Here is a 26,905-nt window from a genome sequence, read left to right on the forward strand (position 1 = left end):
TAGTTCGTTGACGGGTGATCGGGTCAGTATCCCGGTCCCGTCCGTCGCCAACACTCGTCGAAACTCGAGGCGAGGTCGGCGGCAATTCCGTCGTCCCGGAAGTTGACGACGGCGAGGAGGTCGTCGGCGTGAACCGGATCGAGGATCTCGACGCAGACCTCCCGGTCGTCGATGACGACGAACCGCTGGTGAGGAACAGTCTCCGTTCGACGAATGCGTACCCCGGAATCGAGCAACCGCGTGAACGGTGGTGAGGCCGGATCGAACTCGGTCGCGAGGAGTCGGACGTCGATCCCGTCGTCGAGACAGGCCTCGAGCTGTGTGACGAAGGCGTCGCAGATCTCCGACCGGAACGCGACCGAGTCGACGTAGATACGGATTTCGATGGCCGCCGATCCGAAGCGCTCGACGAGGAGATCGCGGGCGGCGACGTCGTGAAACGCGCTGGTCGCGAACTGTTCGGTCTGTACCTCCTCGACGAGCGCCGTCAGGTTCCGGCGGGCGCTCGAGGCCGTCCGTTCGTACTCGCCGCGTTTCGTCTCGAGTTCGTTTCGACGGCGCCCGAGGACGCGGTCGATCGCCATCGACGGCTCGACGTGGGCGTACGTCCGCGGGCGGCCGTCGTCCGCTCTGACGAGTGATCGATCTGCGAGGGAGTTGAGCACGTCGTAGATCCGCCCGATCGGGACGTCCGCCTCGGTCGCCACGTCGTCGACCGTCATCACGCCGTTTTCTACGAGAGCGACGTAGACTCGAGCCTCGTAACTCGAGAGTCCCAGTGTCGTCAACTCGTCGACGTACTCGTCCATGTGAACATTCGTGACGTTCTGCCTCGGGTGACTTAGGGGTTGCGTTCGCCAGTATCTCATCGAAAAATGCGTTCAGTGCGGTTTAGGTCGGTTGGAAAGAGGGCCGGGTTTTCGGTCGATCGCCGTCAGGTGCGTGGGACGAATTACTCGGCGAAGTGGGGCACGAACGAACGTCGACGGAATGAGCACGAACGGGACGCTCCACGAGTGAGCACGAACTAAACGCTCCACGAACGACGACCGCGCCCACGAGTTGAAAGAGTTAATCGGAACCGGCCGAAAGAGGAACCCATGAGTGGCGATGGGTGGTTCGTCGACGGCGATTTCGAGGCGTCTCGAGCGCGGATTCGGACCGGAACGGCCGCCGAACCGGCGGACTGGCCGACCGAGGCGGTGGCGTCAGGATTCGCCGCCGACCGGTCGGCGTACTACGACGCGCTCCACGAGGCGACCGTCGAGGCGACGACGGCGGCCGTCAGGGAACGCGAACGAGCAGACGACCAGCAACTAGTCCACGCGATCAGGGCGCTCGACGACTGTCGGCGGACGGCGAACGAACTCGCCGAACGGCTCGCCGAGTGGGCCGGGACGGTCGACCCCGACGCCGGGTCGGGCGTCGAGTACGCGCGGTCGCTGGCCGGAGATGAGCGTTCCGGGGACGACGTGAGCGATCCAATCCAGTCACTGGCCGCCCGCGTCACCGACTTGGCCGACGAAGCCGACTCCCTCGAGGCGTACGTCGAGCGCCGGGCACCGACAGTCGCCCCCAACCTCTCAGCGCTCGCCGGGCCCCTGCTCGCCGCCCGGCTGCTCTCGCTGGCCGGCGGCCTCGAGACGCTGGCGAAGAAACCTTCCGGGACGGTGCAGGTGCTCGGCGCCGAAGAGGCCCTGTTCGCCCACCTTCGGGGCCACGCCACATCGCCCAAACACGGGATCATCTTCACCCACGAAGCCGTCCGCGGGACCCGCCTCGAGGACCGCGGCTCGGCCGCTCGCGCCCTCGCCGGCAAACTCACCATCGCGGCCCGGATCGACCACTACTCCGGGGACTATCGCCCGGAACTCGAGGCCGAACTCGCCGAGCGGCTCGAGACGATTCGGGCTCGAGCGGAGGGCGACGGGGGTGGTGGTGGAGATGGAGATAGAGGTAGAGGTGAGGACGATGAGTGACGCGTCGCCACCACTCCCCGATGGCGTCGAACGCCGCGAGATCGGCGGCCAAGAACGGCTCGCGACGCGCGGCGAACCCGTCTATGGCGAGCCGACCGACGGCCCGTGGCGGGCCTGGGACCCGTCCCGGTCGAAACTCGGCGCGATGCTCGAGCTGGGCATGGACACGGGCCTCGAGGGTGGTGAGACCGTCCTCTACCTGGGGGCGGCCAGCGGCACGACGGTGAGCCACGTCGCCGACTTTTCGGGGCCAACCTACGCCGTGGAGTTCGCCCCGCGCCCGACGCGGGATCTGCTCGAGGCCGCCGCGTCCCGTCCGCGGCTCTTTCCACTGTTGAAGGACGCCCGCAAACCGGCGACCTACGCCCACGTCGTTGAATCGGACGTCGACGTCGTCGTCCAGGACGTCGCCACCCGCGGACAGGCCGACGTCGCCACGCGGAATCGCCGATTTTTGGCCGAGGACGGACGACTCCTCCTCGCGGTGAAAGCCCGGAGCGAGGACGTGACCGCGGATCCCGACGCAGTGTTCGACCGGGTTCGCGAGGAACTCGAGGAGTCCTACGAGGTGCTCGAGGTGCGACGCCTGGATGCGTACCACGTCGATCATCTTGGGGTCGTCGCCCGACCACGATTGGAGTGAGGGCCAGGATTCGGCCCTTTAGCGGGCTCGAAACCGAAACCGCCCCAGCGTGCCGACTCCAAACGGTATTTACTCCCGGATGGATAACAGTGGGGCAATGGAACGCGGGTCGCCGGAATCGTTCACGCGAATGGGGACGCTGGGGATCGAAGAGGAGTACTTCGTCGTCGACGATCGCGGGCGCCCGACGAGCGGCAGCGACGAACTGGTATACGAACACGATCCTCCGGACATACTCGAGGACCGCCTCGACCACGAACTCTTCAAGTTCGTCATCGAGACCCAGACGCCGCTGATCGAGCACCCCGCACAGGCTGAAGACGCCCTGCTCGAGGTGCGTCGGGCGCTCCTCGAGCACGCTCACGATCACGGCTTTCAGATCGCCGCCGCCGGCCTCCATCCACTTGCGCGCTGGCGCGAACTCGAGCACGCGGAGAAGTCGCGCTACCGATCGCAACTGGATCGCATCCAGTACACGCAACACCGGAACACGACCGCTGGCGTCCACGTTCACGTCGGCGTCGACGACGCGGACAAGGCGGTGTGGATCGCCAACGAACTGCGCTGGTACGTCCCGATCATGCTCGCACTGTCGGCGAACTCGCCGTTCTGGGACGGGTTCGACACCGGCTTGCACTCCGCTCGAGCCAAGATCTTCGAAGGATTGCCGAACACCGGCATGCCGACGTACTTCGAGGACTTCGAAGCCTTCGACGCCTACGAACGGCGGATGCTCGAGACCGATTCGATCGGGGACCGCGGCGAACTCTGGTTCGACGTGCGCCCCCACACGGGCCACGGGACGGTCGAAATTCGCACGCCGGACGGCCAGGCTGACCCCGACGTGGTAATGGCGTTCGTCGAGTACACCCACGCGCTCGTGACGAGTCTCGCCGAGGCCTACGAGGACGGCGACCCTGGCACGGCCCGCCGTCACCGGCGCGAACTACTCGACGAGAACAAGTGGCGAGCGATTCGCCACGGTCACGACGCCGCGTTCATCGACCGTAACCTCGAGGGAACCGTCTCGCTGGGCGAACTGGTCGACCGGGAGTGTGAGCGACTCGGGATCGACGGCATCCAGCGAGTGTACGACCGCGAGAGCGGCGCCGAGCGACAGCGGCGGATTCGCGAGGAGGAGGGTGCCGACGCGCTCTGTGAGTCGTTATTGATCGAAGCTTGAGCCGTCACACCGCCTCGCGCCTGCTCCGATCTGGACGCCATTCAGCTACTCTCGACCTCGAGACGGGAACGATTCGAGACCGTTCGTTCTGAGTGGTTACGCCACGGTCGCCTTCGTGAGCAAGTACTCCATCGAGACGCAGTTTCGGTGCTCATCGAAGTAGTGCTCGATCGTCTCGACGGTTTCGTCGCGAAGCACAGGACGGTCCGCCTGGTCGACGTCCTCGAGTGCGACGATGAACAGTCCGGACTCGGTCGTCGCGCGCTCCCAGTAGTGCGGCGGTGAGAGAGCGGGGATCACCACCGAGGCGGTTTCGAACGTAGTCTCGTCGACTCCGCTGCCAATTCGGTCGCGAACGACGGTGGGATCGCCCCACAGTGACGGTGAGTCCGGGGCGTTTGGATTCGGGGGGAGGTACTCGCGAATCACGGCACCCATCGCGGGGACGACACTCGAGGGCGTCCACGAGGTGAACCCGACGGTCCCACCCGAACGCGTGACGCGAAGCAGTTCGCGTGCGGCAGCGTCGGGCGGGTCTGCAAATACGTGGCCGACACAGGAGAGCGTCACATCGAACGCACCGTCTTCGAACGGCAGATCCGTTGCGGATCCCTCGTGCCACTCGACGTCGACGTCAGCGATCGTCGCGTTCTCTCGAGCCACCTCGAGCATCGTTGGAACGAGATCGAGACCGGTCACGGTCGCCCCGCGTCTGGCGGCGGTGAGGGCGACGTTCCCCGTTCCACACGCGACGTCGAGGATGGTATCGCCCTCGGTGACGGCAGTGGAGTCGACGAGGTGAGCCGCCATCGACAGGAAGTGTGGCGCGATGTCGGGATAGGAGCCCAGCGACCACACGCGCTTCGCTCGCTCCTCTGAGGGTAGTGGTTCTGTAGTCATACTCGACGTATGTGCTTTGGTAGCATAGAGCTGTGCCTCGAGTAGACGGAGTCCCGAAGCGGTGTCAATACCCCGCAAACGTTTAACAGCGCCGTGACCGTTGTCCTAGCCGAGAGGACACATGACTTCCGACAATACCGATGAGCGTCGGGTACCCGACGAATCCGACGCCCATCTCGAGGCGGGCGAGGGCGAGGCGACCGACGCGTCGCCACGGGACTCGACGGCGCCACCTGGCGACACCCCCCGGAGCGAAGCGGACGTCACGGATCGAACGAAGACCGCCGACGAAGTCGACCAGCGAATCGTCGACCTCCTCTCGTGGATTCTCGATACCGAGACACGAGCGAAGATTTACATTCACCTGCTGGCCAACCCCGGGAGCACGTCGGAGGAAGTGTCTCGAGGGACGGGACTGTACCCGAGTACGGTTCGCGAAGCGCTGGCGGAGCTGCACGACGAAGACCGCGTCAGCCGGCAGAAACGGGCGAGTGGCGGCGCCGGCAACAACCCCTACGAGTACACGGCGATTCAGCCGAGCGAACTCGTCGGCGGCGTCCTCGATCAGGTCCAGCGCGAACTCAACACGATATTCACCCTCGACCGTCTCCTCGACCGCGAGGGGGCGAACGACGAGGCGGTGACTGACCCCGTTACGATCGTCGTCGACGACTCGAGCCACTCGAACAACTCGAATAACTCGGACGAATTGGCCGACTCGAGCGACTTCGAAGGCAAAACGGGACGCGAGAAGCAGTACTCGAGTCTCGACGACGAACGCGCCCAGGACGGCGACGATATCGAGGACCGCGACGGGGACTCGAGCGGTGCGAATCCGGGGAACGGTCGAGAACGGACCGACGAGGGGGAGTGACGAGTCGCGATACCGTTCCTTCCGCGGTTCACTGTCCACCTCGCGTATCGTTCTCCTCGTGCGATAGCCCAGATCTCACGGCCTCGAGTCCCCGCTCTCGAATTCCCGTCTCACAATCTATTTCTGTCTGATCCCGGTACAGCCCCGTGATGCTCTCTGCCGTGTTAGTCGTCGGCGTCGTCGCCTCGTTGTTCGTCGGGTTCAACATCGGCGGGTCGTCGACGGGGATCGCCTGGGGGCCCGCCGTCGGTGCTGGACTGCTCAAGAAAACGACCGCCGCGGCACTGATGACGTTCTTCGTCTTTCTGGGCGGGACGACAGTCGGCCGAAACGTGATGGACACCCTCAGCGAAGGAATCATCACGACCGAGATCAGCCTCGAGGCCGGCGTCGCCGTGCTCTTCTTCATCGGCTTCGGCATCCTCGTGGCGAACGTCTTCGGCGTGCCCGTCCCCACGTCGATGACCACCGTCGGGGCCATCGCCGGCCTCGGATTGGCGACGGACACGCTCAATTTCGCGACGATCGGCGAGATCGTGACCTGGTGGATCGTCACCCCAGTCGTCGGCCTCTGGGTCGGGGCAGTGCTCGGCCGCTACGTCTACCCGGAACTCAATCGGCGGTACGCAATTCGAAAGACGCCGGGGCCGTTGCTCGCCCTGGACCGGAGCGGCTCGTTCCCCAAGCCCGCCCTCGGACCGAACACGACTCGGCAGGAACTGGCCGGGACGGTCGTCGTCTTCGTCGTGGGCTGTTACATGGCGTTCAGCGCCGGTGCCAGCAATGTCCCGAACGCCGTCGCCCCGCTCGTCAGTAGCAACGCTCTTCCGGACGACACCGCGATCATCATCGCCACGATCGCGATTGGGATCGGCGGCTTCACGATCGCCAGACGGACGATGGAGTCAGTGGGGAGCGAACTCAGCGACATCCCGCTGCTGGCGGCCCTGATCGTCATGATCACGGCCTCGACGATTACGACGACGCTGTCGTACATGGGCATCCCGATCAGTCTCGTCATGGGGTCGGTGATGACCATCGTCGGCCTCGGCTGGGGGCGAGCGACGCGTCCAATCGCCGCTCGAGACGTTATTCGCGGAGACACCGATGTCGAAATCGAGATGGGTGCGTTGACCGCGGAACCGGAGACGCCGGTGACGAAAATTGGCGAGCGAGAGCCCCCAGAGGTACTGAACGCGGGCGATCTGTTCAACCCCCGAGCGATCATGAAGTACGTCTCGATGTGGATCATCGGCCCGTCGCTCGCGACGATTCTCTCCTATCTGTTCTTCGTCCTGGTTCCGATTAGCACCTGATAGCGTTGGCTCCCCCTGAACGTGTCGACGGAACAATGTCAATGTATTTGATCGCCCGACTCGGGCGCCTTTTATCCGGATTCCCACCGTAGGATCGGGCATGATTTCGCGCATTCTCGTCCCGTTCGACGACTCAGAGATGGCCGAACACGCCCTCGAGCACGCCCTCGAGGTGTACCCCGACGCCGAGGTAACGGTGCTGCACGTCGTCGGCGAGCCGTCGCCGATGTTGGGGGGGGGGAAGCGGCCGGACTCGCGCTGGCTGACGACCTCGAGGCGGCCGCCGAGGCGTGTGCGGAACCGGTACTCGAGCGCGCGACGGCCGTCGCGGCCGACCACGGTCGAGAGATTACGACGACGGTGCAACTCGGCCATCCCGCGCGGGCGATCGTGAACCAGGCCGAAGACTACGACGTCGTCGTGCTCGGGAGCCACGGCGGGTCGCTCGTGGATCGAGTCATCGTCGGGAACGTCGCCGAGACGGTGTTCCGGCGGTCGCCGGTTCCCGTGACGGTCGTCCGGTGACTCGGTGAGTTCGAGGCTCGAGAGACGGCCAATAGAGGAGTGATTCAACCGGGACGTGGGTGAGCAGGGCCCAGTCACTCCAGAACCGTTCCGCGGACACGGCTTAAAGTCAGGACGAACGTTTATCCATGACATTGTGGTCGTGACAGCATGCGACTCGTGGAGCTTTTGATCCCGAAGCAAAAGCGTGAAGCCGTCGAGGAGACGCTCAAAGACGAAGATATCGCATTCACCCTCGTTGAGGAAGGGAGTCGTGATGAGCCCTCGGTCGTCATCACGTTCCCGTTGCCGGCTCCCGCAGTCGAATCTGTCCTCGATGAACTTCGAGACGTAGGGATCGACGAGGAGTCGTACACGGTGATCCTCGAGGCAGAAACCGTCGTCTCAGAGAAGTACGACGAGCTCGAAGAGCGGTACGCGCAGAACACCGCGCGCATCTCCCGTGAGGAGCTCCAGGCTCAGGCGAAGGACCTCACTCCCCGGTTTAGCACGTATCTCGTTATGACGGTTATGAGTGTGGTCGTCGCGACCGCCGGCCTGTTACTCGATTCACCGGCGGTCGTCGTCGGGTCGATGGTGATTGCGCCGTTGATCGGACCGGCCCTCGGTGCGAGCGTCGGCACGGTCATCAACGATCGCGCGCTGTTTCGTCGCGGGATCAAGCTCCAGGCGATCGGGCTTGGCATCGGCGTCGTCACGGCCGCCGTCTTCGCGTTCGTCGCCCGGACGACCGGACTCGTCTCACCGATGATCGAAATCTTCGAAATTTCGGAGATCCAGGGGCGGCTAAGCCCCGATATACTCTCACTCGTCATCGCGGCCGGCGCCGGGGTAGCGGGAGCATGGACGCTCACTGCAGGCACGTCCGCCGCCCTCGTCGGCGTCATGATCGCAGCGGCTCTCGTTCCGCCACTGGGTGTCGTCGGCATCGGTATCGCATGGGGCCTTCCGAACGTCGCACTTGCCGCAGGCGTCCTCGTTCTGGTCAACATTCTGGTGATCAATATCACAAGTCTCGCTGTTCTCTGGTACAAGGGCTATCGGCCGGAGAACTGGTTTCAGCAGGACGAAGCGCGCGTTACCACCAAAAAACGCGCCGTCGTGCTCGCCGTCACGATCGTCGTGCTTTCGGTGATTCTCGGCGGGGTAACCTATGATACCTACCGAACCGGGATGTACGAAGAGGACGTCACCAACGACGTGGCCGCCGTGCTCGATTCGCCCGAATATGCCGACCTCACGCTCATCGACGTGACGGTCGAATACACCGATCCGGTCCCACCCCGTCAGCCGGAACGCGTCGTCGTCATGGTCGGCTACCCGGTCGGCACCGACCCGCCACAGGTCGCCGAAGCACTGGAATCTCGAGAGAGTATCCACACCGAATCAGCGATACGCCTTCCGACGGGGTCGCTCGTCGAGTCCCAACGTACCGAAGTGGTGGTATATTACAGGGAGGAGGGGTAGACCCAACGCACTCGTTCTGCGAACTCGAGGCGCCTACGCGTCCTCATCGTTCGTCCGGTCGTCGTTCGCCTTGTCGACCGACTCCTCGATCAGTTCCTCGACCTGGTCCTCGCGCGGTCGCCGGTCGACGCGCTCTTCGACCGACTCGACCTGGGCCTGTACCTCGCTCACCTGCTTGCCGACGGATTCCTCGACGGCCGCCCCGACGCTCTTTTCGACCTGCTGGCCGACCTGCGCCTCGACTGTCTGCTCGACTGTCCGTTCGACCTGCGGAGTGACCGTTTTCTCGACGGTCTCCTCGAGCGACGCTTCGACTTGTTGGCCGACTTGCTGACCGACTGTCTCCTCTACTGTCTCGCCAACCGTCTGTTCGACCGTCTCCTCGACAACCTGGGTCATCCACTCGGGGTCGAACCGGGCCATCTTCCAGACGACGTGGATGACGTAGGCCACGAAGACCCCGATCCCGAACGCGATCCCAATTCGCGAGTTCTCGAGCATCGCGATGAGGGCGATCGCCAGGAAGATCAACACGCCGTAGGCGATGTCCACCGCGGCGTCGATTTGCGTCGGTCGCATCGTCACCGACCCTCCTCAACTCGAGCATTGGTCGTCGATGCGATGGGGGTAATCGGACGCGAGGCGACTCGCCCGGCGAGTCCGCGCTGCGGAGCGCGGCGACGAACACGGCGATTCATGTGCTCGAGACGAACGTCACGAACGGAGGAAACGTTTTGGGTATCCGTCGGGAGCAGGTCGTTGGAGCGGTCGACGTCGGTCGAAAGCGGCAGGCGAGGCACGGGCATCGAATTATTAGTATAGATTTTATAGTATTAAGGCGAGTCGAATCACCCCAATCTGTCGTTCACCGCCTCCGTGGCGTCGTGCGAGCGGACGATTTTTGCCCCCTGCCCGCCCACCTCGAGTGAATGCTGCGCAAGGAACTGCTCCGCGTCTCTCGGGCCGGCGGCGGCTACCACCTCCAGTTCGCCGACCGGGAACACCGTCCGCTGGCCGCCCGCGTCATCGGGACGTTCCAGGGTCACGTCGGGGAGCAGCGGGGAACGCTCGAGGACGCGCTGGCCGGTCTCGAGGCCGACGCACCCGACTTCAAACTCGTTCGGGGATTCGCTGCCCTGTGCGAGCGGGAGGCGACCTTCGAGACGGAGGCGCCCTTCGATCCCGAACGGCTTCGCCCGGCGGTGTTCGAGGCGGCCGAAGCCGTCGGCGTCGTCACCGAAGACGAGCGGGCGATGGCCCTCGTGGGCGCCGCGGAAAGTCGCGACGTGTCGGCGGACGACCTCGAGGCGGGTCTGTTCTCCGACCTCGAGGAGCGCCAGGTGCTCGCCGACCTGGACGTCCCGTGGGATCCGGACGGTCTCCTCGCCCAGTACAACCTCTCGCTGGCCCAGACGGCGTTGTTCGACGCGACCGAGGTCAACGTTCGGTCGTCCGATCCGAAGGCGCTGATCTCGGCGGTCAAGCGGCTTCGCCTGATGTACGAGATCGAGGTCCCCGATACTGGAAACCGGATCGTCGTCGTCACCGGGCCCACCGCACTCTTTCGAGCCACCAGACGCTACGGGACCCGATTCGCGCGCCTCCTGCGTACCGTTGCGAAAGCCGAGGCGTGGTCGCTCGAGGCGACGATCAACGACCGGGGAACCGAGCGGATGCTCACGCTGTCGGACGCCGATCCAGTTCGGGTGCCCGACGCCGACCCGGTCGCCGAGGTGTCCTTCGACAGCGGCGTCGAGGTCGACTTCGCCGCCCGGTTCACGAACCTGGACCTCGAGTGGGATCTCGTCCGCGAGCCCGAACCGCTCTCGACGGGGACGCGGGCGATGATCCCGGACTTCGCGTTCGACTACCGCCACGACGACTTTCGGCTCTACTTCGAGATCATGGGCTTCTGGACGCCCGAGTACGTCGAGAAGAAACTCGGCCAGCTCGAGGGCCTCGAGGACGTCGACATGATCGTGGCCGTCGACGAGTCACTCGGTGCCGGCGAGGCCATCGAGGCGAGAGACCACCGGGCGATTCCGTTTCGCGGAACGGTTCGCCTGAAGGACGTCGCCGACGTGCTCCGCGAGTACGAGACGGATCTGGTCGCGGCGAGCGCGGCGAGCCTCCCGGACGAACTGGTCCCGGACGAGGACGTGATCTCGCTGGCCGACCTCGCCGCCCGCCACGGCGTCGGGGAGGACGCCCTCAAGGCGGTGGCGTTTCCCGACCACGAGCGCGTCGGGCGGTCGCTCGTTCGTCCCGGCGTGCTCACTGAGCTGCGGGAGGACCTTGAGGCCGGGCTCTCGCTGGCCGAGGCGGAGACGGTCCTCGAGGGGGTCGGACTCGCGGAGACGAGCGCCGCCCTCTCGCGGCTGGGGTATCGAGTCGAGTGGGAAGGGCTGGGCGGTGGGGTATTGCGCCGAAGCGAGTAGCGTGTTGAGTCGGAGTAAGTGACGCGACTCACACGGGTTGCGCTGTCAGGCTGATCAGTCGTCGTCGCCGTCACCGTCGCCGGTCAACTCCTCGAGCGCATCGAGATACCGCTCGCGAGGCACCTGATACAGTTCGCGGAAGTCGATCTCGCCCACAGCAAAGCGCTCGGCGAGGTCGAGCGTGCAGTCGACGGCCTCTTCCCTCGTCGGGTATCTGTTCGTCTCCCGGAGGTGGACCTCTGGCTCGAGGTAGAGGGTGACGTGCCAGTCGCGTTCGGCGGACCGGTCGCCCGGATTGACACCCGGACGGCGCGACCGTTTACCGTGAGTGAGATACAGCGTCGGGAGACACGCCGCCGGATACTCGTCAGCGTCGAACACGTCGGGCCGATAGGCGAGGACGACTCGACCGTCGTCCTGGTCGCTCCAGACGACCCAGCCCTCGGGGAGGTCCGCGAAGTCGCTCATTGTCTCGGTGTACGCACACGAGCCCTAAAGCGGTACTGACACCGACCGGTGCTTGAACGCGGACTCGAGAGCGCGATGTCAGAGCGTGCGCGCGAGCAAAATTGGCTCACTGGCGCCTCTTTACTTATATACGGCTCGGCACTATTCGATCATGTTCCGTGTCAACATACAATCGTTCGTGAATAGAATTGCCGGAAAAAGGTCCTGGTAAATATCTTTTGGGGCTATGCTTAAGTGTCTCGAATACACACTCATTAAACACTATCGATATCCGACCGACGGATCGATTCACTTCACACGGTGCACTGTCGACACAGGCGATGAACGAGTCGCCGCGTCGACGGAGTGGTGAAGGTTCACACATGACAATCCCTGCGAACGCCGCCCGCGCGACTTCGCCCATCCGACCGGTACCGAGAGCGGCGAGTCTCGACGGATCGAAGCGCTGTCGTCGCCCGGGAGACGACCGACGACCGAGTCCGAACCCGAGTGCCGACCGCCGGTTTCGGTCGCCCAGTCGGACCGATCGAAACGTGAACCGAATCGGTGCAGACGGACCCGCCCGTGGTTCCCAGCCCAACACAATCCATGACTAGTGACATCGAAACCCTCGAGACGCTGAGCAGCGATTACAAAGCATCCGTGCCCGAAGACCTTCGGGAGACGCAATCCTTCGACTGGTACCTTGAGGCGTGCTACGAAGACCCGAAGATTACGCGAAACGCCCACCAGCGCGTCGCGGACATGTTCGACTTCTACGGCACGTCCTACGACGAGACCGAAGGCGTCGTCGAGTACCTCCTCGCGAGCGAGGATCCCCTCGGTGACGGCGAGAACACGTTCTACGGGACCGTGATCCACCAGTCGATCCACGAGTTCGTCAACAAGGTCAAATCCGGCGCCCGGCGTCTGGGTCCGGAACGACGGATCAAACTCCTGCTCGGCCCGGTTGGCTCCGGGAAATCGCACTTCGACAAACAGGTGCGCAAGTACTTCGAGGACTACACGCTCCGCGAAGAGGGTCGCATGTACACCTTCCGCTGGACCAACCTCGGCGACGTGATCCGCGACCAGGACCCGACCGACGACACGGTCCGTTCGCCGATGAACCAGGACCCGCTCGTCCTCCTGCCACTCGAGCAGCGCCAGACGGTGATCGACGACCTGAACGAGCGACTCGACGCGCCGTACACGATCCGCAACGAGCAGAGCCTCGATCCCGAGAGCGAGTTCTACATGGACAAGTTGCTCGCTCACTACGACGACGACCTCCAGCAGGTGCTCGCGAATCACGTCGACATCGTTCGCCTCGTCGCCGACGAGAACAAGCGCCAGTGTCTCGAGACGTTCGAACCCAAGGACAAGAAGAACCAGGACGAGACCGAGTTGACCGGCGACGTCAACTACTCGAAGATCGCCATCTACGGGGAGTCCGATCCGCGCGCGTTCGACTACTCTGGAGCGTTCTGTAACGCGAACCGCGGCATCTTCTCCGGTGAAGAGCTCCTGAAGCTCCAGCGGGAGTTCCTCTACGACTTCCTGCACGCCACCCAGGAGATGACGATCAAGCCGAAGAACAACCCCCGGATCGACATCGACCAGGTGATCGTCGGCCGGACGAACATGCCCGAGTACAAGGACAAGAAGGGCGACGAGAAGATGGAGGCGTTCAACGACCGGACCAAGCGCATCGACTTCCCGTACGTCCTCTCCTACGAACAGGAGTCCCAGATCTACGACAAGATGCTCGCTAACGCCGACGTGCCCGACATCAACGTCGAGCCCCACACCCTCGAGATGGCGGGCCTGTTCGGCGTCTTGACACGGATCGAGGAACCCGACACCGAAACGGTCGATCTACTCTCGAAGGCGAAGGCCTACAACGGCGAGATCGACGAAGGTGACGACCTGGACATCAAAAAGCTCCGCGAGGAAGCCGCCCGCAAAGCCGAAATCGGCGAGGGAATGGTCGGCGTCTCCCCGCGGTTCATCGGCGACGAGATTGCCGAGGCGATCATGGACTCCAAGCACCGTTCGCGGGGATTCCTCTCGCCGCTGACGGTGTTCAACTTCTTCGAGGAAAACCTCGAGCACCACGGCTCGATTCCGGAGGAGAACTTCGAGCGCTACTACCGCTACCTCGAGATGGTTCGCGAGGAGTACAGGGAGCGCGCCATCGAGGACGTCCGCCACGCGCTGGCCTACGACGTCGACGAGATTCAGCGCCAAGGCGAGAAGTACATGGACCACGTCATGGCCTACATCGACGACGACACCATCGAGGACTCCCTGACGGGCCGCGAGCAAGAGCCCGACGAGACGTTCCTGCGCTCGGTGGAGGAGAAACTCAACGTGCCCGAGGACCGCAAGAACGACTTCCGCCAGGAAGTGTCGAACTGGGTCTCCCGGCGCGCCCGCGAGGGCGACACGTTCAACCCGCAGGACAACGAGCGTCTGCGCCGCGCCCTCGAGCGCAAGCTCTGGGAGGACAAGAAGCACAACATCAACTTCTCCGCGCTGGTGAGCGCCAACGAGTTCGACGACGACGAGCGCAGCGCCTGGATCGACGCCCTGATGGAACAGGGCTACTCCGAAGCCGGCGCGAAGGAGGTGCTCGAGTTCGCTGGCGCGGAGGTCGCCAAGGCCGAAATTGAGGACTAACATGCGCGGCACCGACTACGTCGACGCGGCCGACCGCACGCTCGAGGAGACCTACGAGGAGCCGATGACCCTCGCGGCGTACGTCGACCGGATCTTCGAGACGCCGTCGACGGCCTCTCACGCCTCGAAGTACCTGCTCGAGGCCATTGAAGCCGCCGGAACCCGGGAGGTGATCGAGGAGGGCGAGGAGAAGCGACGGTATCGCTTCTTCGACGACCCCGGAAACGACGGCGAGCACGCGATCCTCGGCAATACCGAGGTGCTCAACGAGTTCGTCGACGATCTGCAGTCGATCGCCGCGGGCCGGGCGAAAGACGAGAAGATCATCTGGTTCGAGGGGCCAACCGCGACCGGCAAGTCTGAACTCAAGCGGTGCCTGGTCAACGGGCTTCGCGAGTACTCGAAGACGCCCGTGGGTCGTCGCTACACCCTCGAGTGGAACGTCGACGCGACCGACCCGGACGAGCGGGGGCTGAGCTACGGTGGCAATCCCGCGCCGTCCGACGACGACCACTGGTACGAGAGCCCGGTCCAGGTCCACCCGCTGGCCGTCTTTCCCGAGCCGGTCCGGGAGGAGCTGCTCGCGACGCTGAACGACCGGCTCGACGACCACGTCCCGATCTCGGTCGACACCCGACTCGATCCGTTCTCCAGGGAGGCCTACGACTACCTCGAGGAGCAGTACCGCCGCCGCGGCACCGAGGGGCTGTTCTCGGCGATCACTGACGAGAGTCACCTCCGGGTGAAGAACTACGTCGTGGACGTGGGATCGGGAATCGGCGTCCTCCACGCGGAGGACGACGGTCGCCCGAAGGAACGGCTGGTGGGGTCGTGGATGCACGGGATGCTCCAGGAACTCGACTCCCGCGGCCGGAAGAACCCGCAGGCGTTCAGCTACGACGGCGTCCTCTCGCAGGGCAACGGCGTCCTGACGGTGGTCGAGGACGCCGCCCAGCACGCCGACTTGCTCCAGAAGCTGCTCAACGTACCCGACGAGCGATCGGTGAAACTCGACAAGGGCATCGCGATGGACGTCGACACCCAGATGCTCATCATCTCGAACCCCGACCTCGAGGCCCAGCTCAACCAGCACGCCGACCGAAACGGCATGGACCCGCTGAAGGCACTCAAGCGCCGCCTCGACAAACACGAGTTCGGCTACCTGACGAACCTGAGCCTCGAGACCGAGTTGATCCGCCGGGAACTCACCGGCGAGACGACCATCTGGGAGGCCGAGGACTACGACGACGTGGCCGAGAAGATCAGGGCGCCGATCACCATTACAGTCAAGGAGAGCGACGGCGAGTTCCGGGAACGCGAGTTCGCTCCGCACGCGCTCGAGGCGGCGGCCCTCTACGCAGTCGTCACACGCCTCGACGAGGACGGAACGCCCGCCGGACTCGACCTGATTGACAAGGCGCTGCTCTACGATCGGGGGTACCTGCAGGAGGGCGACACCCGCCGGGACAAAGACGAGTTCGAGTTCGACGAGCACAGCCACGACGGTGAGCACGGGATTCCCGTCACCTATACCCGCGATACGCTGGCCGAACTCATCCAGCACGAGGCGGACCGCCATCACCCCGACCTCCCGGTCGCCGACGTGGTCATGCCGCGCGACGTGCTGAACGCGATGGCCGAGGGACTGGCCGACGCCCCGGTGTTCTCGACGGGCGAGCGCTCGGAGTTCGAGAACCGGGTCGTCCCCGTGAAGAACTACGTCTACGACCAGCAGGAGTCGGACGTCATCGAGGCCATCATGCACGAACAACGCGTCGACGAGGCGACCGTCGCCGAGTACGTCGAGCACGTCTACGCCTGGGAGACCGACGAGGCGCTGTATAACGACCGCGGGGAAGAGATCGACCCCGACCCGTTGAAGATGAAGCTCTTCGAGGTCGAACATCTCGGCCGATTCTCCGAGGAGGCCTACGAGTCGAACCTGCCGCGAGAGATCGTCAGGGAGTTCCGCCGCGAGAAGGTCATCACCGCACTCAACCGCCACGCCTGGGAGCACCGCGACGAGGACTTCTCCGTGTCTGACGTCGACCTCGCGTCGATTCCCGTCATCAGGTCCGTCCTCGAGAGCCACGACTGGGACGACGTCAGGCGGACCTTCGAGGACCTCGACCCCCACCAGTGGGACGACCCGCCGAGCGGCACCGAGACCGAGGCCGTCAAGGAGGCGACGCTCGAGCGCCTGGTCGCGGACTTCGATTACTCCCCGGCGTCGGCCGAGTTGACCAGCAGACACGTCATGGGACAGGTGAGTTACCGATGGGACTGAGAGACGACCTCGATCGATTCCGCGAAGTCGGCGAAGAGCGCCGCGAGGACCTCTCGGAGTTTATCCAGTACGGCGACCTGAGCGGTGGCAATCGAAACGACATCCAGATCCCGATCAAGATCGTCTCCCTGCCGGGATTCGAGTACGATCAGCGCGACCAGGGCGGCGTCGGCCAGGGCGACGGCGGCACCCCGGACGTCGGCCAGCCGGTCGGTCAGCCACAGCCCCAGCCTGGCGACGGTGACGATGGCGAGGAGGGCGAGCCAGGCGAGGAGGGCGGCGAACACGAGTACTACGAGATGGACCCCGAGGAGTTCGCCCAGGAACTCGACGAGGAACTCGGCCTGGACCTCGAGCCGAAGGGCAAGCGCGTCATCGAGGAGAAAGAGGGGCCGTACACGGACCTCACGCGATCGGGCCCGGACAGCACCCTCGACTTCGAGCGCATGTTCAAGGAGGGGCTCAAGCGCAAGCTGACGATGGACTTCGACGAGGAGTTCGTCCGCGAGGTCTGCAAGGTCGAAGGGATCACTCCCCGGGAGGTCTTCGAGTGGGCCCGCGGCGAGAACCTCCCCGTCTCGATGGCCTGGATCGAGGACGCCCACGCCGAGGCAGCCGACGCCCGCGGAAAATGGGCGTCGATCGAGGACGTCGAGGAAAACGTCGAGCGCGAGACGATCCACGAGCAGATTCGACGCGACGGCATCAAGCACGTGCCGTTCCGGCGCGAGGACGAGCGCTACCGCTACCCCGAGATCATCGAGGAGAAAGAGAAGAACGTCGTCGTCGTCAACATCCGGGACGTCTCGGGGTCGATGCGTGAGAAGAAGCGAGAACTCGTCGAGCGGACGTTCACCCCGCTGGACTGGTACCTCACCGGGAAGTACGACAACGCCGAGTTCGTCTACATCGCCCACGACGCCGACGCCTGGGAGGTCGAACGCGAGGAGTTCTTTGGCATCCGCTCCGGTGGGGGAACGCGCATCTCGAGTGCGTACGAACTCGCCCGGGAACTCCTCGAGGAGTACCCCTGGAACGACTGGAACCGCTACGTCTTCGCCGCTGGCGACTCCGAGAACTCGAGCAACGACACCGAGGAGGGCGTCATCCCGCTGATGGAATCGATTCCGGCGAACCTCCACGCCTACGTGGAGACCCAGCCCAGCGGGAACGCCATCAACGCGACTCACGCCGAGGAACTCGAGCGCCACTTCGGCGACACCGACGACGTCGCGGTGGCGTACGTCAACAGCGAGGAGGACGTCACCGACGCGATCTACCGTATCCTCAGCACCGAAGCGGGTGATTCAGATGAGTAATTCGGATCGATTCCACAAGCAAGCGGTCGCCGCCGACCTCGAGGAACCAGTCCGCGAGGCGCGCAACCTCGCGCAGAAACTCGGCCTCGAGCCCTACCCGGTGAAGTACTGGATCGTCGACTACGACGAGATGAACGAACTCATCGCCTACGGGGGCTTCCAGTCGCGCTATCCCCACTGGCGCTGGGGCATGCAGTACGACCGCCAGCAGAAGCAGGGTCAGTACGGCGGCGGCAAGGCCTTCGAGATCGTCAACAACGACAACCCGGCCCACGCCTTCCTCCAGGAGTCGAACACGACGGCCGACCAGAAGGCCGTCATCACCCACGTCGAAGCACACTCGGACTTCTTCGCGAACAACGAGTGGTTCGGCCTCTTCACGGGGGAGGCGGGCGACGGCGACGTCAACGCCGCCGCCACACTCGAGCGCCACGCCCGGGCCATCGCCGACTACATGGCCGACCCCGAGATCGACCGCGCCGAGGTCGAGAAGTGGATCGACAACGCGCTCGTCCTGGAGGACACGATCGACCAGCACGCGGTCTTCGAGCGTCGCCTCGAGATGGACGGTCCCGAGGAGGGCCTCGACGACGACCTCGCCGAAAAGCTCGACCAGCTGGGGCTCTCCGACGAGGTAAGAGGCGAGGTCTTCGACGACGAGTGGCTGGCGGGACTCGAGGATTCGGATGCGGGCGCCGAATTTCCGAGCGAACCGCAGTCCGATGTGCTCGCGTTCGTCCGCGAGTACGGCAAGCAGTACGACCAGGAGTCGGGGAAGGCCCGCGAGATGGAACCCTGGCAGCGCGACGTCCTCGACATGATGCGCACCGAGGCGTACTACTTCGCCGCCCAGAAGATGACGAAGATCATGAACGAGGGTTGGGCGGCCTACTGGGAGTCCACGATGATGACCGACGAGGGCTTCGCCGGCGACGACGAGTTCCTCAACTACGCCGACCACATGGCGAAGGTGCTCGCCTCGCCGGGGCTCAACCCCTACAGCCTGGGCATGGCCCTGTGGGAGTACGTCGAGAACACGACGAACCGACGGGAAGTGCTCGAGCGCCTGCTCCGCGTGGAGGGGATCTCCTGGCGCAACCTCGCAGACGTCGTCGACTTCGAGGACGTGCTCGAGGCGCTCGAGCCGCCATCCGCCATCGCCTCGATCACCGGCGACTCACTCGATGCGCTCGAGGACGTGCCCGAGTCCTGGGTCGACCGGGAGGCTCTCGAGGCCGCTCGCGACGGCGAGATCGACGTCGATCGCTACCCGTGGAAGGTACTGACCCACGAGGGACTCGCCCGGCGCCACTACTCGCTCGTGAAACCCCAGAATCGCGGGTTCCTGGCTCGCGTCAGCCAGAACGACCTCGAGTCGATCGGACGCTACCTGTTCGACGACGCCCGCTACGCGTCGGTCGAGGAGGCGCTCGCGGACGTCGACTTCAGTGCCGGCTGGGATCGAATGCTGGACGTCCGGGAGAGCCACAACGACGTCACCTTCCTCGACGCCTTCCTGACCCAGGAGTTCATCACCGCGAACGACTACTTCACCTACGAGCACTCGCGGGCGACCGGCCAGTTCCACGTCTCGAGCGTCGACGCCGAGGACGTCAAGAAGAAGCTCCTGTTACAGTTCACCAACTTCGGGAAGCCGAGTATCGCCGTCTACGACGGCAACTACGACAACGCGAACGAACTCCTGCTGGGCCACCGGTACAACGGCGTGATGCTCGACATTCCGCAGGCGACAGCCACGCTCGAGCGGGTGTTCGAGCTGTGGGGTCGGCCCGTGAACCTGCTGACCATCGTCAAGGAAGTCGACGACCACGACGTGGAGGTGGCCAGGCGACGAAATCGGGAGCCCGAAGCTAAAGAGGTGGGCAAGCGCATCCGGTACGACGGCGAGGAGGTGACGGTGGAGGACGTACCCTGGGAGGCCGTCGAGCACCTCACCGCCGACGACGTCGACTACGATACGAAGCCCGAGGAGTGGCTGGCCTGAGCGAGGACGAGGCTGGGACCGAAAACCGTCACGAACGGCGACTCGAGCCAGGGATCCAGCATCCGCAGCGGTGCCAATCTCCAGTCAATTGTCTCAGAGTTCGACACCCTACAACGAATCCCCGTAATACCGCTCACACAGTCTGAGGAACTCCTGCGACCGGTCGCGTTCGCTCCGTAGCGTTCGTGTCACTACTCTCGCGTACTCCGTGATGTGGCTATCACCCGGTTCCGGGATGCGATTCTGGACCACGCCGCTCAGCTCACGAACCGGTTCCCGAACGTTGCTGACGTCTTTCGACGGGAGCGGGCTGCGTTCGAACGGCTCGATCCGCTCGATGGCGTTCTCGAGATTGGTCACCTGTGCGGAGACGGATTCGTACCGCTCTCGCGAGACGGCTACCCCATTCGGCCGCGGAGTATTGAACACGTGAATCCAGACGGTTCCGTTTCGATGTTTCTCCTCGAATTCGTCGATTGTGTCGCAGTCGAAGGCATCGCGGCGGGTCACGTAGCCGCCAAAATTGTACCGTCGCCAACACTTCTCGCCCGCCACGTACACCGGATTCGTTCCGGTATCCGGTGCCAGCTGGATGGTCCCCGGTTTCGGGTCGGGTTCGTCACCGGGTTGCCAGCCCACCCACGCGTCGTCCCCGGCCTCGTCGGTGGCGAGTTCGCCACAGGCGCTACACACGGGATTTGCGTAGCCGACGGGCAGGTTGGTCGCGTCGTGTTCCTGAATTCCGCAGACGGCACATCGCAGGACTCGAGGTGGTGCCTCGTCGTCTGGTGGTCCATAGCGGTCGGACGAAATAATCTCGTCGGGGGGTTGGGCGTTGGCCGTCAATCCCTTGAAATCGAATCGTTCGAGATTCATAGTCGACCAGTCTTCTCCACATATTTCATTTCGGTATAAAAACTCTCGTTCGGGAATCGTGGTCGTGATCAGTCGAAGCTAACGGTCGAGGTGGGGTGATTTCAGCTCATCTATACCGAGAATCGCCCGCATCAGTGGTTGTAGCAACTGGCTCGAAGGAGACGTTGTGGGACGCGGACACCGCATCGGTCGACAAAGTTGCATAGTACCAATCTGGGTGCCGATTTCAAACCGAACGTCACAGCAATCGGAACGGTGTCGAACGTGTCTTCGAGAGAGACCCCTCGTTCAGCAATAGCGTCAATCACGTCGTTCTAGCAATCGCCGACATGTGGTCACAAGCCTTCGCCATCTGGTGGAATTCGCCTACCTGAACACGATGGTATGACCAGACCCTATTCATTCCGGTGAGTGCAGACACCAGTACTGCCACAGCAGGAAGGTTTTTAACCTTCGTTACAAAGTCAATAGTAGCAGTTCATCGCGTCTCTCGACGGCGTTGACCGGGCGCTCGGTACTCGATTGACCGATTCTTCCTGGCAATTTCGGCCAGTTGGCCCGTCGATCCCGAGTACGCCGCTGCCGTAGACCACCCAGTGGATTTCGGTCACATTGCGACGAGACAGCGATCCTCTCCCCTATGAGCGACGATACGACCCACTCAGACTTACACGAACGCATTGTCACGCAGGTGCCCTCACATCTGGACGTTACGGAAGTCCAGTACGAGGGCCCAGACCTCGTCATCTACACCGAGACCCCCCGCAAGTTCGCTGAAAACAGCGACCTCATCGGAGACCTCGCACGGACACTCCGAAAACGGGTGACGATACGGCCAGCGCCGGGGGCCCAGTCGAGCCCATCGGAAGCGGAGACGAAGATCCGTGAAATCGCTCCTGACGAGGCCCAAATTCGGGATCTCGAGTTCTATCCGACGATCGGGGAGGTGATCGTCGAAGCCGAGAAGCCAGGGCTCGTCATCGGACAGCGAGGAAGTACCCTCCGCGAAATCACCCGGGAAATCGGCTGGAACCTGGAAGTGGTTCGAACACCGCCGATGGAGTCCTCGACCGTCGACAACGTCAGGAACTTCCTGACCCAGGAACGCGGGGAACGACGCGAGTTCCTCGCAAAAGTCGGCGAGAAGATTCACGGAGAGCCCGAGAAGGACCTCGAGTGGGTGCGGATCACGACGCTGGGCTGTTGTCGCGAAGTCGGTCGCGCGAGTTTCGTGCTCCACACCCCGAATACGCGGATTCTCATCGATTGCGGCGACAAACCCGGAGCCGAGGGAGAAGTACCTTACCTTCACGCGCCCGAGGCGATGCCGCTAACGGGTATCGACGCCGTCGTGCTGACCCACGCTCACCTCGACCACAGCGCGTTGCTTCCGCTGTTGTTCAAGTACGGCTACGACGGGCCGATTTACACGACGGAACCGACGCGGGATCTGATGGGGCTGTTGCAACTCGACTACCTGACCGTTGCCTCGAAGGAGGGGCGAACCCCGCCGTACTCGAGCGAGCAGGTTCGACAGGCGATCAAGCACACGATTCCGGTCGAGTACGGCGACGTCACCGACATCGCCCCGGACGTCAAACTGACGATGCACAATGCGGGCCACATTCTGGGAAGCGCCTCCGCTCACTTTCACATCGGAAGCGGGTTCTACAACGTCCTCTTCTCGGGCGACGTTCACTACGAGCCGACTCGGCTGTTCAACGGTGCCGTGAACAACTTCCCCCGTGCGGAGGCGATGGTCATGGAGTCGACGTACGGTCGCCGTGGCGACTATCAGACGGACACCGAGGAGAGCGAAGCGAAGGTCCACGAAATCATCAGGGAGACGTACGAGGAGGACGGGATCGTCGTCATCCCCGCATTCGCGGTTGGTCGGTCCCAGGAACTCATGTTGGTCCTCGAGGAGGCGATGCGGGAGGGAACGATTCCGACGATGCCGGTCTATCTGGACGGGATGATTCGGGAGGCGACCGCGATTCACACGGCGTACCCCGAGTACCTCAGAGATGGGCTACAACAGCGCATTTTACACGAAGACGAGAATCCGTTCGTCGCAGACCAGTTCCAGCAGGTGGACGGTGGACAGGAAATGCGCGAAGAGATTGCGAGCGGTGAGCCCTGCGTGATCCTCTCGACGTCCGGGATGGTGACCGGCGGGCCGATCATGTCCTGGCTCGAACTGCTCGGACCGGACCCGGCGAACACCCTCATGTTCGTCGGGTACCAGGCCGAGGGGACGCTCGGGCGCAGAATCCAGGGTGGGAACGTGGAAATCACCCTTCCTGGACGGGCCGACCGCGCGAATCGCCTGACGCTCGAACTCAGGATCGAATCGGTGAGCGGCTTCTCCGGTCACGCCGACCGAGCCGGGCTCGAGCAGTACGTCGGCGAGATGAATCCACGACCGGAGACGATTCTGTGCGTCCACGGCGACGAACAGGCGACGGACCAACTCTCCTCTGCACTGTACCAGAACTACAACGTCAGGACCTATCAGCCGAAGAATCTGGAGACGTTCCGGTTCCCCTGAAACCCGCTCTTCGTTTTGAGGCGCTCAACAGCGCGAACCAGTAGTCAGCGTTCCCCATGAACTAGCCCGTACCCAACGAAATAGCCAAACCCAACCACTATCGTTCCCCACACCGCGATAATCGCAACAGGCACGATCGCTCCACTGGAGGGGACACCGTCGTTCGTCACTACGTGCGGCGGTACGAGGCCGAGCGTGAGTATGGCGTAACCCACCCCAACGAATCCGAGATAGACGCGGAGGGGATACATTCCACCTGATACACCGAGAAAAACGGCAAGAAAGATGCAATACGGCCACGCGATCAGGTTCGCTATAATAAGCTGGCCCAGAAAGGACTCCGACGATTTCCCAAAGATACCCGGGTAAAACGGTGCGACGAACAGGGCAAGGATACCGACGACAGCAAGAGCGTACGTGATCCGAAGACGAGACCACCGAGACATATTCTATTCATCTGTATAATGTGTGAATACTGTAATGGGTGTTTCGATGTAGAACCTTTCTCCAAAACCGTCACTCTGGGAACCGCTCACTACCGTGCAAGTGTGCTACTTGAGCTCCCGAAGTCGGTGCAACCAACGTTACTCGATCCACCGAATCTCGTACTCGAGTTCGTATCGCTGCTCGCTGGTTTCGGAATCGGTGAATCACTCGAGTTCGACCTCGAGCGTCGTCGTTTCGGGAATCGTCACGTGCTCGTCCTCCGTCGCACTCTCTAAGTGGACGGAGCCGGTTTCGATCTGTTCGGCAGCAGCAACGAGGGCCTCGGCGACCTCTCCTCGAGTTCGCGATTCCTCCGTTTTGAAGAGTTCTTCTTCGGGCATCGGCCGATACCACTTCGACCAGCGCGTGATAGCCCTTACCCACTTCCCACGTGCTGGAAACGGCATGTACTCGCGAGCCCCTTTCTGGTATCGGTGGAATGCACACCCTGCGATTATCGAAATGTCTTTACTCGGATCGTCAAAAATCAGGGTGTGGACGACAAACGAGCCCAATTTTGGGTGCTCTATCTCACACGGTTCGCGGAAGGATTCGGCTTCATTACGCTGATCACGCTGCTGCCGTACTACATCAACGCGCTCGATCCGTCGAGTACGACCATTCTCGGGATAACGATTAGCGCCGGTCTCATCATCGGACTGTATACGACCGGGTTCACCCTCGCACAGACCGTCGCCATCGTCCCGCTCGCCTGGGCGGGTGACCGCTTCGATAAACGGCTCGTCCTGCTCGTCGTCCTCGGCGTCGGCGTTGGCGTCTACGCGCTGTTTCCGGTCGTCGACTCGAGCGCTTCCTTCATCGCGATCCGTGCGCTGCAGGGGATCGCCGTCACGGGCACTGGTCTGATGACACTGTCGCTCGTCGGCCAGATTGCCGACGTGGGAACGCGAGCGAACTACATCGGAAAAGCAAACGCGGCGAGCTTTGGGGCGTCGATACTCGGCAGCATCAGCGCGGGCACGCTCTACGACGCGTTCGGGTTCGGTCCGATCTTCCTCGTCATCGTCTGCATTATGGTCGTCGCCTGGGTCGGAACGTTCTGGTACCTGGACCCGGACGAAACGCGGATCGAAGGATTCCCGTTTTCGGGTTTGGCACTCAATCGGCGCATCCTGACGCTCTCGACGTTTCGCTTTCAGTACGCGTTCGCTGTAACCCTCGTTCGGACGTGGGTGCCGATCTTTGCCGGTCTCTCCGCTGCTGAAGGCGGACTCGCCTACGGCGGCTTCGCCGTCGCGCTGACGGTCGTCGCTGAAAAGTTCACTAACATGTGCTGCCAACCGTTTACCGGACGGCTCTCGGACGGATACGGACGGGCACTGTTCGTCTTTGCAGGTGGGGCGGCCTACGGACTCATCGCGTTGGTCGTCCCTCTCTCACCATGGCTGGGGGCAATACTCGGACTTCCATCTGAACTCGTCGTAGCAGTTCCCGGTGTGCTCGCCGGAAGCACGCTCCCTGCGTGGCTGCCATACGACTCGGTTACCGATCAACTCGTCCTGATTGGCGAGGTATCTCCGGCATTTTTCCCGCTCGTTTTCCTCTCCGGACTCCTCGGCATCGCGGATAGCTTTCGTGAACCAGCAAGCATGGCGTTGTTCGCCGACGAAGGCACCGAGGAAGGTGGTGTCGCCTCGAGTTTCGGTATCCGCGAACTCGTCTGGCGTCCGGGAAGCGTGATCGCTCCGCTGCTCGGTGGTTGGCTGATGATTGAGGTGAGTATGGCGTCGGTCTTCTACGTCGGTGGTGCGTTCGCGCTGACTGGCGTGACGACGTTTCTCGTTATTCTCGTGCGTTTCCATGGACGAAGCGCGCTCATGGAGTGGTGAAGAAAATCGATTCGAATTCTCGTTGTCTCCCGTAGGAATCTTACAGGAGACCGTGAGATACTCTTGCAATTGACTGTATAGGTAGCTTGAAGAAAAGCAAGATCAGATGCCACTGAGTTGTTCGTGTACTCGCCGGTACTCCGCCGAAATTGAACCATCCGTTCGTTCTTCAATCCAGACGATTCCATCGACGATCTCCCTCAGTGCAGAGAGCGTGGCCTCGTCGTGTCTGGTGTACTCGAGACCGAGGACGACGAGCCCCGAGTCAGTCCGCCCCTCGATGAGGTGTTCGAGGACACTGATAGTGCGTTCCAGACCCTCGTCTACGAGTAGCGGCGTGAGTGATCGAATCCCAAAATGGGTCGTCCGGCTATCGCTCGCCATCGAGGCTTCTAGCTCCCAGAGTGCGAGTACGAGCCGAGTCAATTCGACCGAGTGCGGTAACGAGACGACTGGATACTTTTGAAACGGGGAGGAAGGATGGTTTTGCGGAGTCGCATCGACGACCCCGAATCGACCCGATTCAGGTGATGCGAGAGCTGTTTGCTGGCGGATCGTTCGTTCAGCAGAAATAGCCGTCGTGACGACAATTCGGCGTTCTTCGGGAGACGTATAACGATCCAAAATCCGGTGCGAGACGGCGTGCTCCTCCAGTGGAGCAGGTTTTGCGACGAGGATCACTGAATCCTCGGTAAGACTGTCTGGAAGTCCCTCGAAATCGATTGTTCGGAGGTGTTCGTCGGAGTTGGGTGTTGGCATAGGTGTTTTTCGAATCTGGGTTAGTCACTCACTGTTCGATTCTGGAGTCGATGACTGATCGAGCGTACGGAGTGTCTGTTCGGGGTAGTACCGTTCACCACTCGATTGGCATACTGTGACGACGGTCGAATCAGTCGTCGTCACTGAAGCCCCCGCTTCCAACGGGTCAACCATCGCTTCTTCGAGTTCACCCCCGCGGGCTGCACAGGGAAGGTCACGTTCTGAAGTCATGATTCACAAGATACGTCTGGTAGACCGCTCAGCGGAGATCAACGGAGCGGTCTCGAGCAAATGTGCGGCCAAACCGATCAGATCCGA

Annotated in this window: 21 protein-coding genes and 1 pseudogene; 14 read left to right on the forward strand and 8 right to left on the reverse strand. The window is 63.0% G+C overall.

What is annotated here, in order from left to right; translation table 11 throughout:
• Positions 1-23: 23 nt before the first annotated feature.
• Positions 24-809 carry a TrmB family transcriptional regulator gene (locus ACFQS4_RS11670; RefSeq protein ID WP_497901677.1) on the reverse strand — a complete coding sequence of 262 codons (786 nt, stop codon included), beginning with the start codon at positions 807-809 and terminating at the stop codon, positions 24-26.
• A 291-nt stretch (positions 810-1,100) separates the two neighbouring features.
• Between ACFQS4_RS11670 and ACFQS4_RS11675 the strand changes: the two genes are divergently transcribed.
• The 3 genes from ACFQS4_RS11675 (at position 1,101) to ACFQS4_RS11685 (ending at position 3,805) form a co-directional block, all read left to right on the forward strand.
• Positions 1,101-1,979, forward strand: coding sequence for an NOP5/NOP56 family protein (locus tag ACFQS4_RS11675; protein WP_497901678.1), 879 nt, complete (start codon positions 1,101-1,103; stop codon positions 1,977-1,979).
• Positions 1,972-2,622, forward strand: coding sequence for a fibrillarin-like rRNA/tRNA 2'-O-methyltransferase (locus ACFQS4_RS11680; RefSeq protein WP_497901679.1), 651 nt, complete (start codon positions 1,972-1,974; stop codon positions 2,620-2,622). Before ACFQS4_RS11675 ends, ACFQS4_RS11680 begins: the two co-directional genes overlap by 8 nt.
• 97 nt (positions 2,623-2,719) lie before the next feature.
• Positions 2,720-3,805: a glutamate--cysteine ligase gene (locus ACFQS4_RS11685; RefSeq protein ID WP_497901680.1), complete on the forward strand. Its 1,086-nt coding sequence runs from the start codon at positions 2,720-2,722 to the stop codon at positions 3,803-3,805.
• Positions 3,806-3,901: 96 nt separating this feature from the next.
• On the opposite strand, the gene ACFQS4_RS11690 is transcribed toward ACFQS4_RS11685, so the two are convergent.
• On the reverse strand, positions 3,902-4,705 hold the full coding sequence (locus ACFQS4_RS11690; protein WP_497901681.1) for a class I SAM-dependent methyltransferase: 804 nt from the start codon (positions 4,703-4,705) through the stop codon (positions 3,902-3,904).
• Between the two features lie 121 nt (positions 4,706-4,826).
• Between ACFQS4_RS11690 and ACFQS4_RS11695 the strand changes: the two genes are divergently transcribed.
• The 4 genes and pseudogenes from ACFQS4_RS11695 to ACFQS4_RS11710 all read left to right on the forward strand — a co-directional run bounded on the left by ACFQS4_RS11695 (position 4,827) and on the right by ACFQS4_RS11710 (position 8,887).
• Positions 4,827-5,579: a helix-turn-helix domain-containing protein gene (locus ACFQS4_RS11695; RefSeq protein WP_497901682.1), complete on the forward strand. Its 753-nt coding sequence runs from the start codon at positions 4,827-4,829 to the stop codon at positions 5,577-5,579.
• A 149-nt stretch (positions 5,580-5,728) separates the two neighbouring features.
• Complete coding sequence (locus ACFQS4_RS11700; RefSeq protein ID WP_497901683.1) at positions 5,729-6,895, forward strand: inorganic phosphate transporter; 1,167 nt, start codon at positions 5,729-5,731, stop codon at positions 6,893-6,895.
• A 100-nt stretch (positions 6,896-6,995) separates the two neighbouring features.
• Positions 6,996-7,420, forward strand: a pseudogene (locus ACFQS4_RS11705) (universal stress protein).
• 150 nt (positions 7,421-7,570) lie between these two features.
• The gene (locus ACFQS4_RS11710) at positions 7,571-8,887 is read left to right on the forward strand and encodes a TIGR00341 family protein (RefSeq protein ID WP_497901684.1); all 1,317 of its coding nucleotides are present in this window, start codon (positions 7,571-7,573) and stop codon (positions 8,885-8,887) included.
• A 33-nt stretch (positions 8,888-8,920) separates the two neighbouring features.
• On the opposite strand, the gene ACFQS4_RS11715 is transcribed toward ACFQS4_RS11710, so the two are convergent.
• Complete coding sequence (locus ACFQS4_RS11715) at positions 8,921-9,466, reverse strand: hypothetical protein (RefSeq protein ID WP_497901685.1); 546 nt, start codon at positions 9,464-9,466, stop codon at positions 8,921-8,923.
• Positions 9,467-9,816: 350 nt separating this feature from the next.
• On the opposite strand from ACFQS4_RS11715, the gene ACFQS4_RS11720 reads away from it, so the two are divergent.
• Positions 9,817-11,325, forward strand: coding sequence for a DUF790 family protein (locus ACFQS4_RS11720; protein WP_497901686.1), 1,509 nt, complete (start codon positions 9,817-9,819; stop codon positions 11,323-11,325).
• Positions 11,326-11,379: 54 nt separating this feature from the next.
• Here ACFQS4_RS11720 and ACFQS4_RS11725 read toward each other — a convergent pair whose 3' ends face one another.
• Positions 11,380-11,793 (reverse strand): DUF5820 family protein, encoded by a 414-nt coding sequence (locus tag ACFQS4_RS11725; RefSeq protein WP_497901687.1) that lies wholly within the window; start codon positions 11,791-11,793, stop codon positions 11,380-11,382.
• Between the two features lie 588 nt (positions 11,794-12,381).
• On the opposite strand from ACFQS4_RS11725, the gene ACFQS4_RS11730 reads away from it, so the two are divergent.
• The 4 genes from ACFQS4_RS11730 to ACFQS4_RS11745 are packed head-to-tail and all read left to right on the forward strand — an operon-like array spanning position 12,382 to position 20,065.
• The gene (locus ACFQS4_RS11730; RefSeq protein WP_497901688.1) at positions 12,382-14,454 is read left to right on the forward strand and encodes a PrkA family serine protein kinase; all 2,073 of its coding nucleotides are present in this window, start codon (positions 12,382-12,384) and stop codon (positions 14,452-14,454) included.
• A gap of 1 nt (position 14,455) precedes the next feature.
• Positions 14,456-16,741, forward strand: a complete 2,286-nt coding sequence (locus ACFQS4_RS11735; RefSeq protein WP_497901689.1) for a PrkA family serine protein kinase — start codon at positions 14,456-14,458, stop codon at positions 16,739-16,741.
• Positions 16,732-18,060, forward strand: coding sequence for a YeaH/YhbH family protein (locus ACFQS4_RS11740; RefSeq protein ID WP_497901690.1), 1,329 nt, complete (start codon positions 16,732-16,734; stop codon positions 18,058-18,060). Before ACFQS4_RS11735 ends, ACFQS4_RS11740 begins: the two co-directional genes overlap by 10 nt.
• The gene (locus ACFQS4_RS11745; RefSeq protein ID WP_497901691.1) at positions 18,053-20,065 is read left to right on the forward strand and encodes a SpoVR family protein; all 2,013 of its coding nucleotides are present in this window, start codon (positions 18,053-18,055) and stop codon (positions 20,063-20,065) included. Before ACFQS4_RS11740 ends, ACFQS4_RS11745 begins: the two co-directional genes overlap by 8 nt.
• A 108-nt stretch (positions 20,066-20,173) precedes the next feature.
• Here ACFQS4_RS11745 and ACFQS4_RS11750 read toward each other — a convergent pair whose 3' ends face one another.
• Complete coding sequence (locus ACFQS4_RS11750) at positions 20,174-20,941, reverse strand: hypothetical protein (protein ID WP_497901692.1); 768 nt, start codon at positions 20,939-20,941, stop codon at positions 20,174-20,176.
• A 640-nt stretch (positions 20,942-21,581) separates the two neighbouring features.
• On the opposite strand from ACFQS4_RS11750, the gene ACFQS4_RS11755 reads away from it, so the two are divergent.
• Complete coding sequence (locus ACFQS4_RS11755) at positions 21,582-23,492, forward strand: beta-CASP ribonuclease aCPSF1 (RefSeq protein WP_497901693.1); 1,911 nt, start codon at positions 21,582-21,584, stop codon at positions 23,490-23,492.
• Positions 23,493-23,536: 44 nt separating this feature from the next.
• Here ACFQS4_RS11755 and ACFQS4_RS11760 read toward each other — a convergent pair whose 3' ends face one another.
• Positions 23,537-23,938 carry a hypothetical protein gene (locus tag ACFQS4_RS11760; protein WP_497901694.1) on the reverse strand — a complete coding sequence of 134 codons (402 nt, stop codon included), beginning with the start codon at positions 23,936-23,938 and terminating at the stop codon, positions 23,537-23,539.
• A 204-nt stretch (positions 23,939-24,142) separates the two neighbouring features.
• Complete coding sequence (locus tag ACFQS4_RS11765; RefSeq protein ID WP_497901695.1) at positions 24,143-24,319, reverse strand: amphi-Trp domain-containing protein; 177 nt, start codon at positions 24,317-24,319, stop codon at positions 24,143-24,145.
• Positions 24,320-24,472: 153 nt separating this feature from the next.
• Between ACFQS4_RS11765 and ACFQS4_RS11770 the strand changes: the two genes are divergently transcribed.
• The gene (locus tag ACFQS4_RS11770) at positions 24,473-25,828 is read left to right on the forward strand and encodes an MFS transporter (protein WP_497901696.1); all 1,356 of its coding nucleotides are present in this window, start codon (positions 24,473-24,475) and stop codon (positions 25,826-25,828) included.
• A gap of 102 nt (positions 25,829-25,930) precedes the next feature.
• Here ACFQS4_RS11770 and ACFQS4_RS11775 read toward each other — a convergent pair whose 3' ends face one another.
• Positions 25,931-26,587, reverse strand: a complete 657-nt coding sequence (locus ACFQS4_RS11775) for a DUF7504 family protein (RefSeq protein WP_497901697.1) — start codon at positions 26,585-26,587, stop codon at positions 25,931-25,933.
• Positions 26,588-26,905: the final 318 nt, after the last annotated feature.

The sequence above is a fragment of the Saliphagus sp. GCM10025317 genome, from assembly GCF_042663665.1.
Taxonomy (GTDB): Archaea; Halobacteriota; Halobacteria; order Halobacteriales; family Natrialbaceae; genus Natronosalvus.

Excerpts from the sequence above, each read along its gene's own strand:
- ACFQS4_RS11670 (WP_497901677.1), bottom strand. The coding sequence starts at position 809 with ATGGACGAGTACGTCGACGAGTTGACGACACTGGGACTCTCGAGTTAC.
- ACFQS4_RS11675 (WP_497901678.1), top strand. The coding sequence starts at position 1,101 with ATGAGTGGCGATGGGTGGTTCGTCGACGGCGATTTCGAGGCGTCTCGA.
- ACFQS4_RS11680 (WP_497901679.1), top strand. The coding sequence starts at position 1,972 with ATGAGTGACGCGTCGCCACCACTCCCCGATGGCGTCGAACGCCGCGAG.
- ACFQS4_RS11685 (WP_497901680.1), top strand. The coding sequence starts at position 2,720 with ATGGAACGCGGGTCGCCGGAATCGTTCACGCGAATGGGGACGCTGGGG.
- ACFQS4_RS11690 (WP_497901681.1), bottom strand. The coding sequence starts at position 4,705 with ATGACTACAGAACCACTACCCTCAGAGGAGCGAGCGAAGCGCGTGTGG.
- ACFQS4_RS11695 (WP_497901682.1), top strand. The coding sequence starts at position 4,827 with ATGACTTCCGACAATACCGATGAGCGTCGGGTACCCGACGAATCCGAC.
- ACFQS4_RS11700 (WP_497901683.1), top strand. The coding sequence starts at position 5,729 with ATGCTCTCTGCCGTGTTAGTCGTCGGCGTCGTCGCCTCGTTGTTCGTC.
- ACFQS4_RS11710 (WP_497901684.1), top strand. The coding sequence starts at position 7,571 with ATGCGACTCGTGGAGCTTTTGATCCCGAAGCAAAAGCGTGAAGCCGTC.
- ACFQS4_RS11715 (WP_497901685.1), bottom strand. The coding sequence starts at position 9,466 with ATGCGACCGACGCAAATCGACGCCGCGGTGGACATCGCCTACGGCGTG.
- ACFQS4_RS11720 (WP_497901686.1), top strand. The coding sequence starts at position 9,817 with ATGCTGCGCAAGGAACTGCTCCGCGTCTCTCGGGCCGGCGGCGGCTAC.
- ACFQS4_RS11725 (WP_497901687.1), bottom strand. The coding sequence starts at position 11,793 with ATGAGCGACTTCGCGGACCTCCCCGAGGGCTGGGTCGTCTGGAGCGAC.
- ACFQS4_RS11730 (WP_497901688.1), top strand. The coding sequence starts at position 12,382 with ATGACTAGTGACATCGAAACCCTCGAGACGCTGAGCAGCGATTACAAA.
- ACFQS4_RS11735 (WP_497901689.1), top strand. The coding sequence starts at position 14,456 with ATGCGCGGCACCGACTACGTCGACGCGGCCGACCGCACGCTCGAGGAG.
- ACFQS4_RS11740 (WP_497901690.1), top strand. The coding sequence starts at position 16,732 with ATGGGACTGAGAGACGACCTCGATCGATTCCGCGAAGTCGGCGAAGAG.
- ACFQS4_RS11745 (WP_497901691.1), top strand. The coding sequence starts at position 18,053 with ATGAGTAATTCGGATCGATTCCACAAGCAAGCGGTCGCCGCCGACCTC.
- ACFQS4_RS11750 (WP_497901692.1), bottom strand. The coding sequence starts at position 20,941 with ATGAATCTCGAACGATTCGATTTCAAGGGATTGACGGCCAACGCCCAA.
- ACFQS4_RS11755 (WP_497901693.1), top strand. The coding sequence starts at position 21,582 with ATGAGCGACGATACGACCCACTCAGACTTACACGAACGCATTGTCACG.
- ACFQS4_RS11760 (WP_497901694.1), bottom strand. The coding sequence starts at position 23,938 with ATGTCTCGGTGGTCTCGTCTTCGGATCACGTACGCTCTTGCTGTCGTC.
- ACFQS4_RS11765 (WP_497901695.1), bottom strand. The coding sequence starts at position 24,319 with ATGCCCGAAGAAGAACTCTTCAAAACGGAGGAATCGCGAACTCGAGGA.
- ACFQS4_RS11775 (WP_497901697.1), bottom strand. The coding sequence starts at position 26,587 with ATGCCAACACCCAACTCCGACGAACACCTCCGAACAATCGATTTCGAG.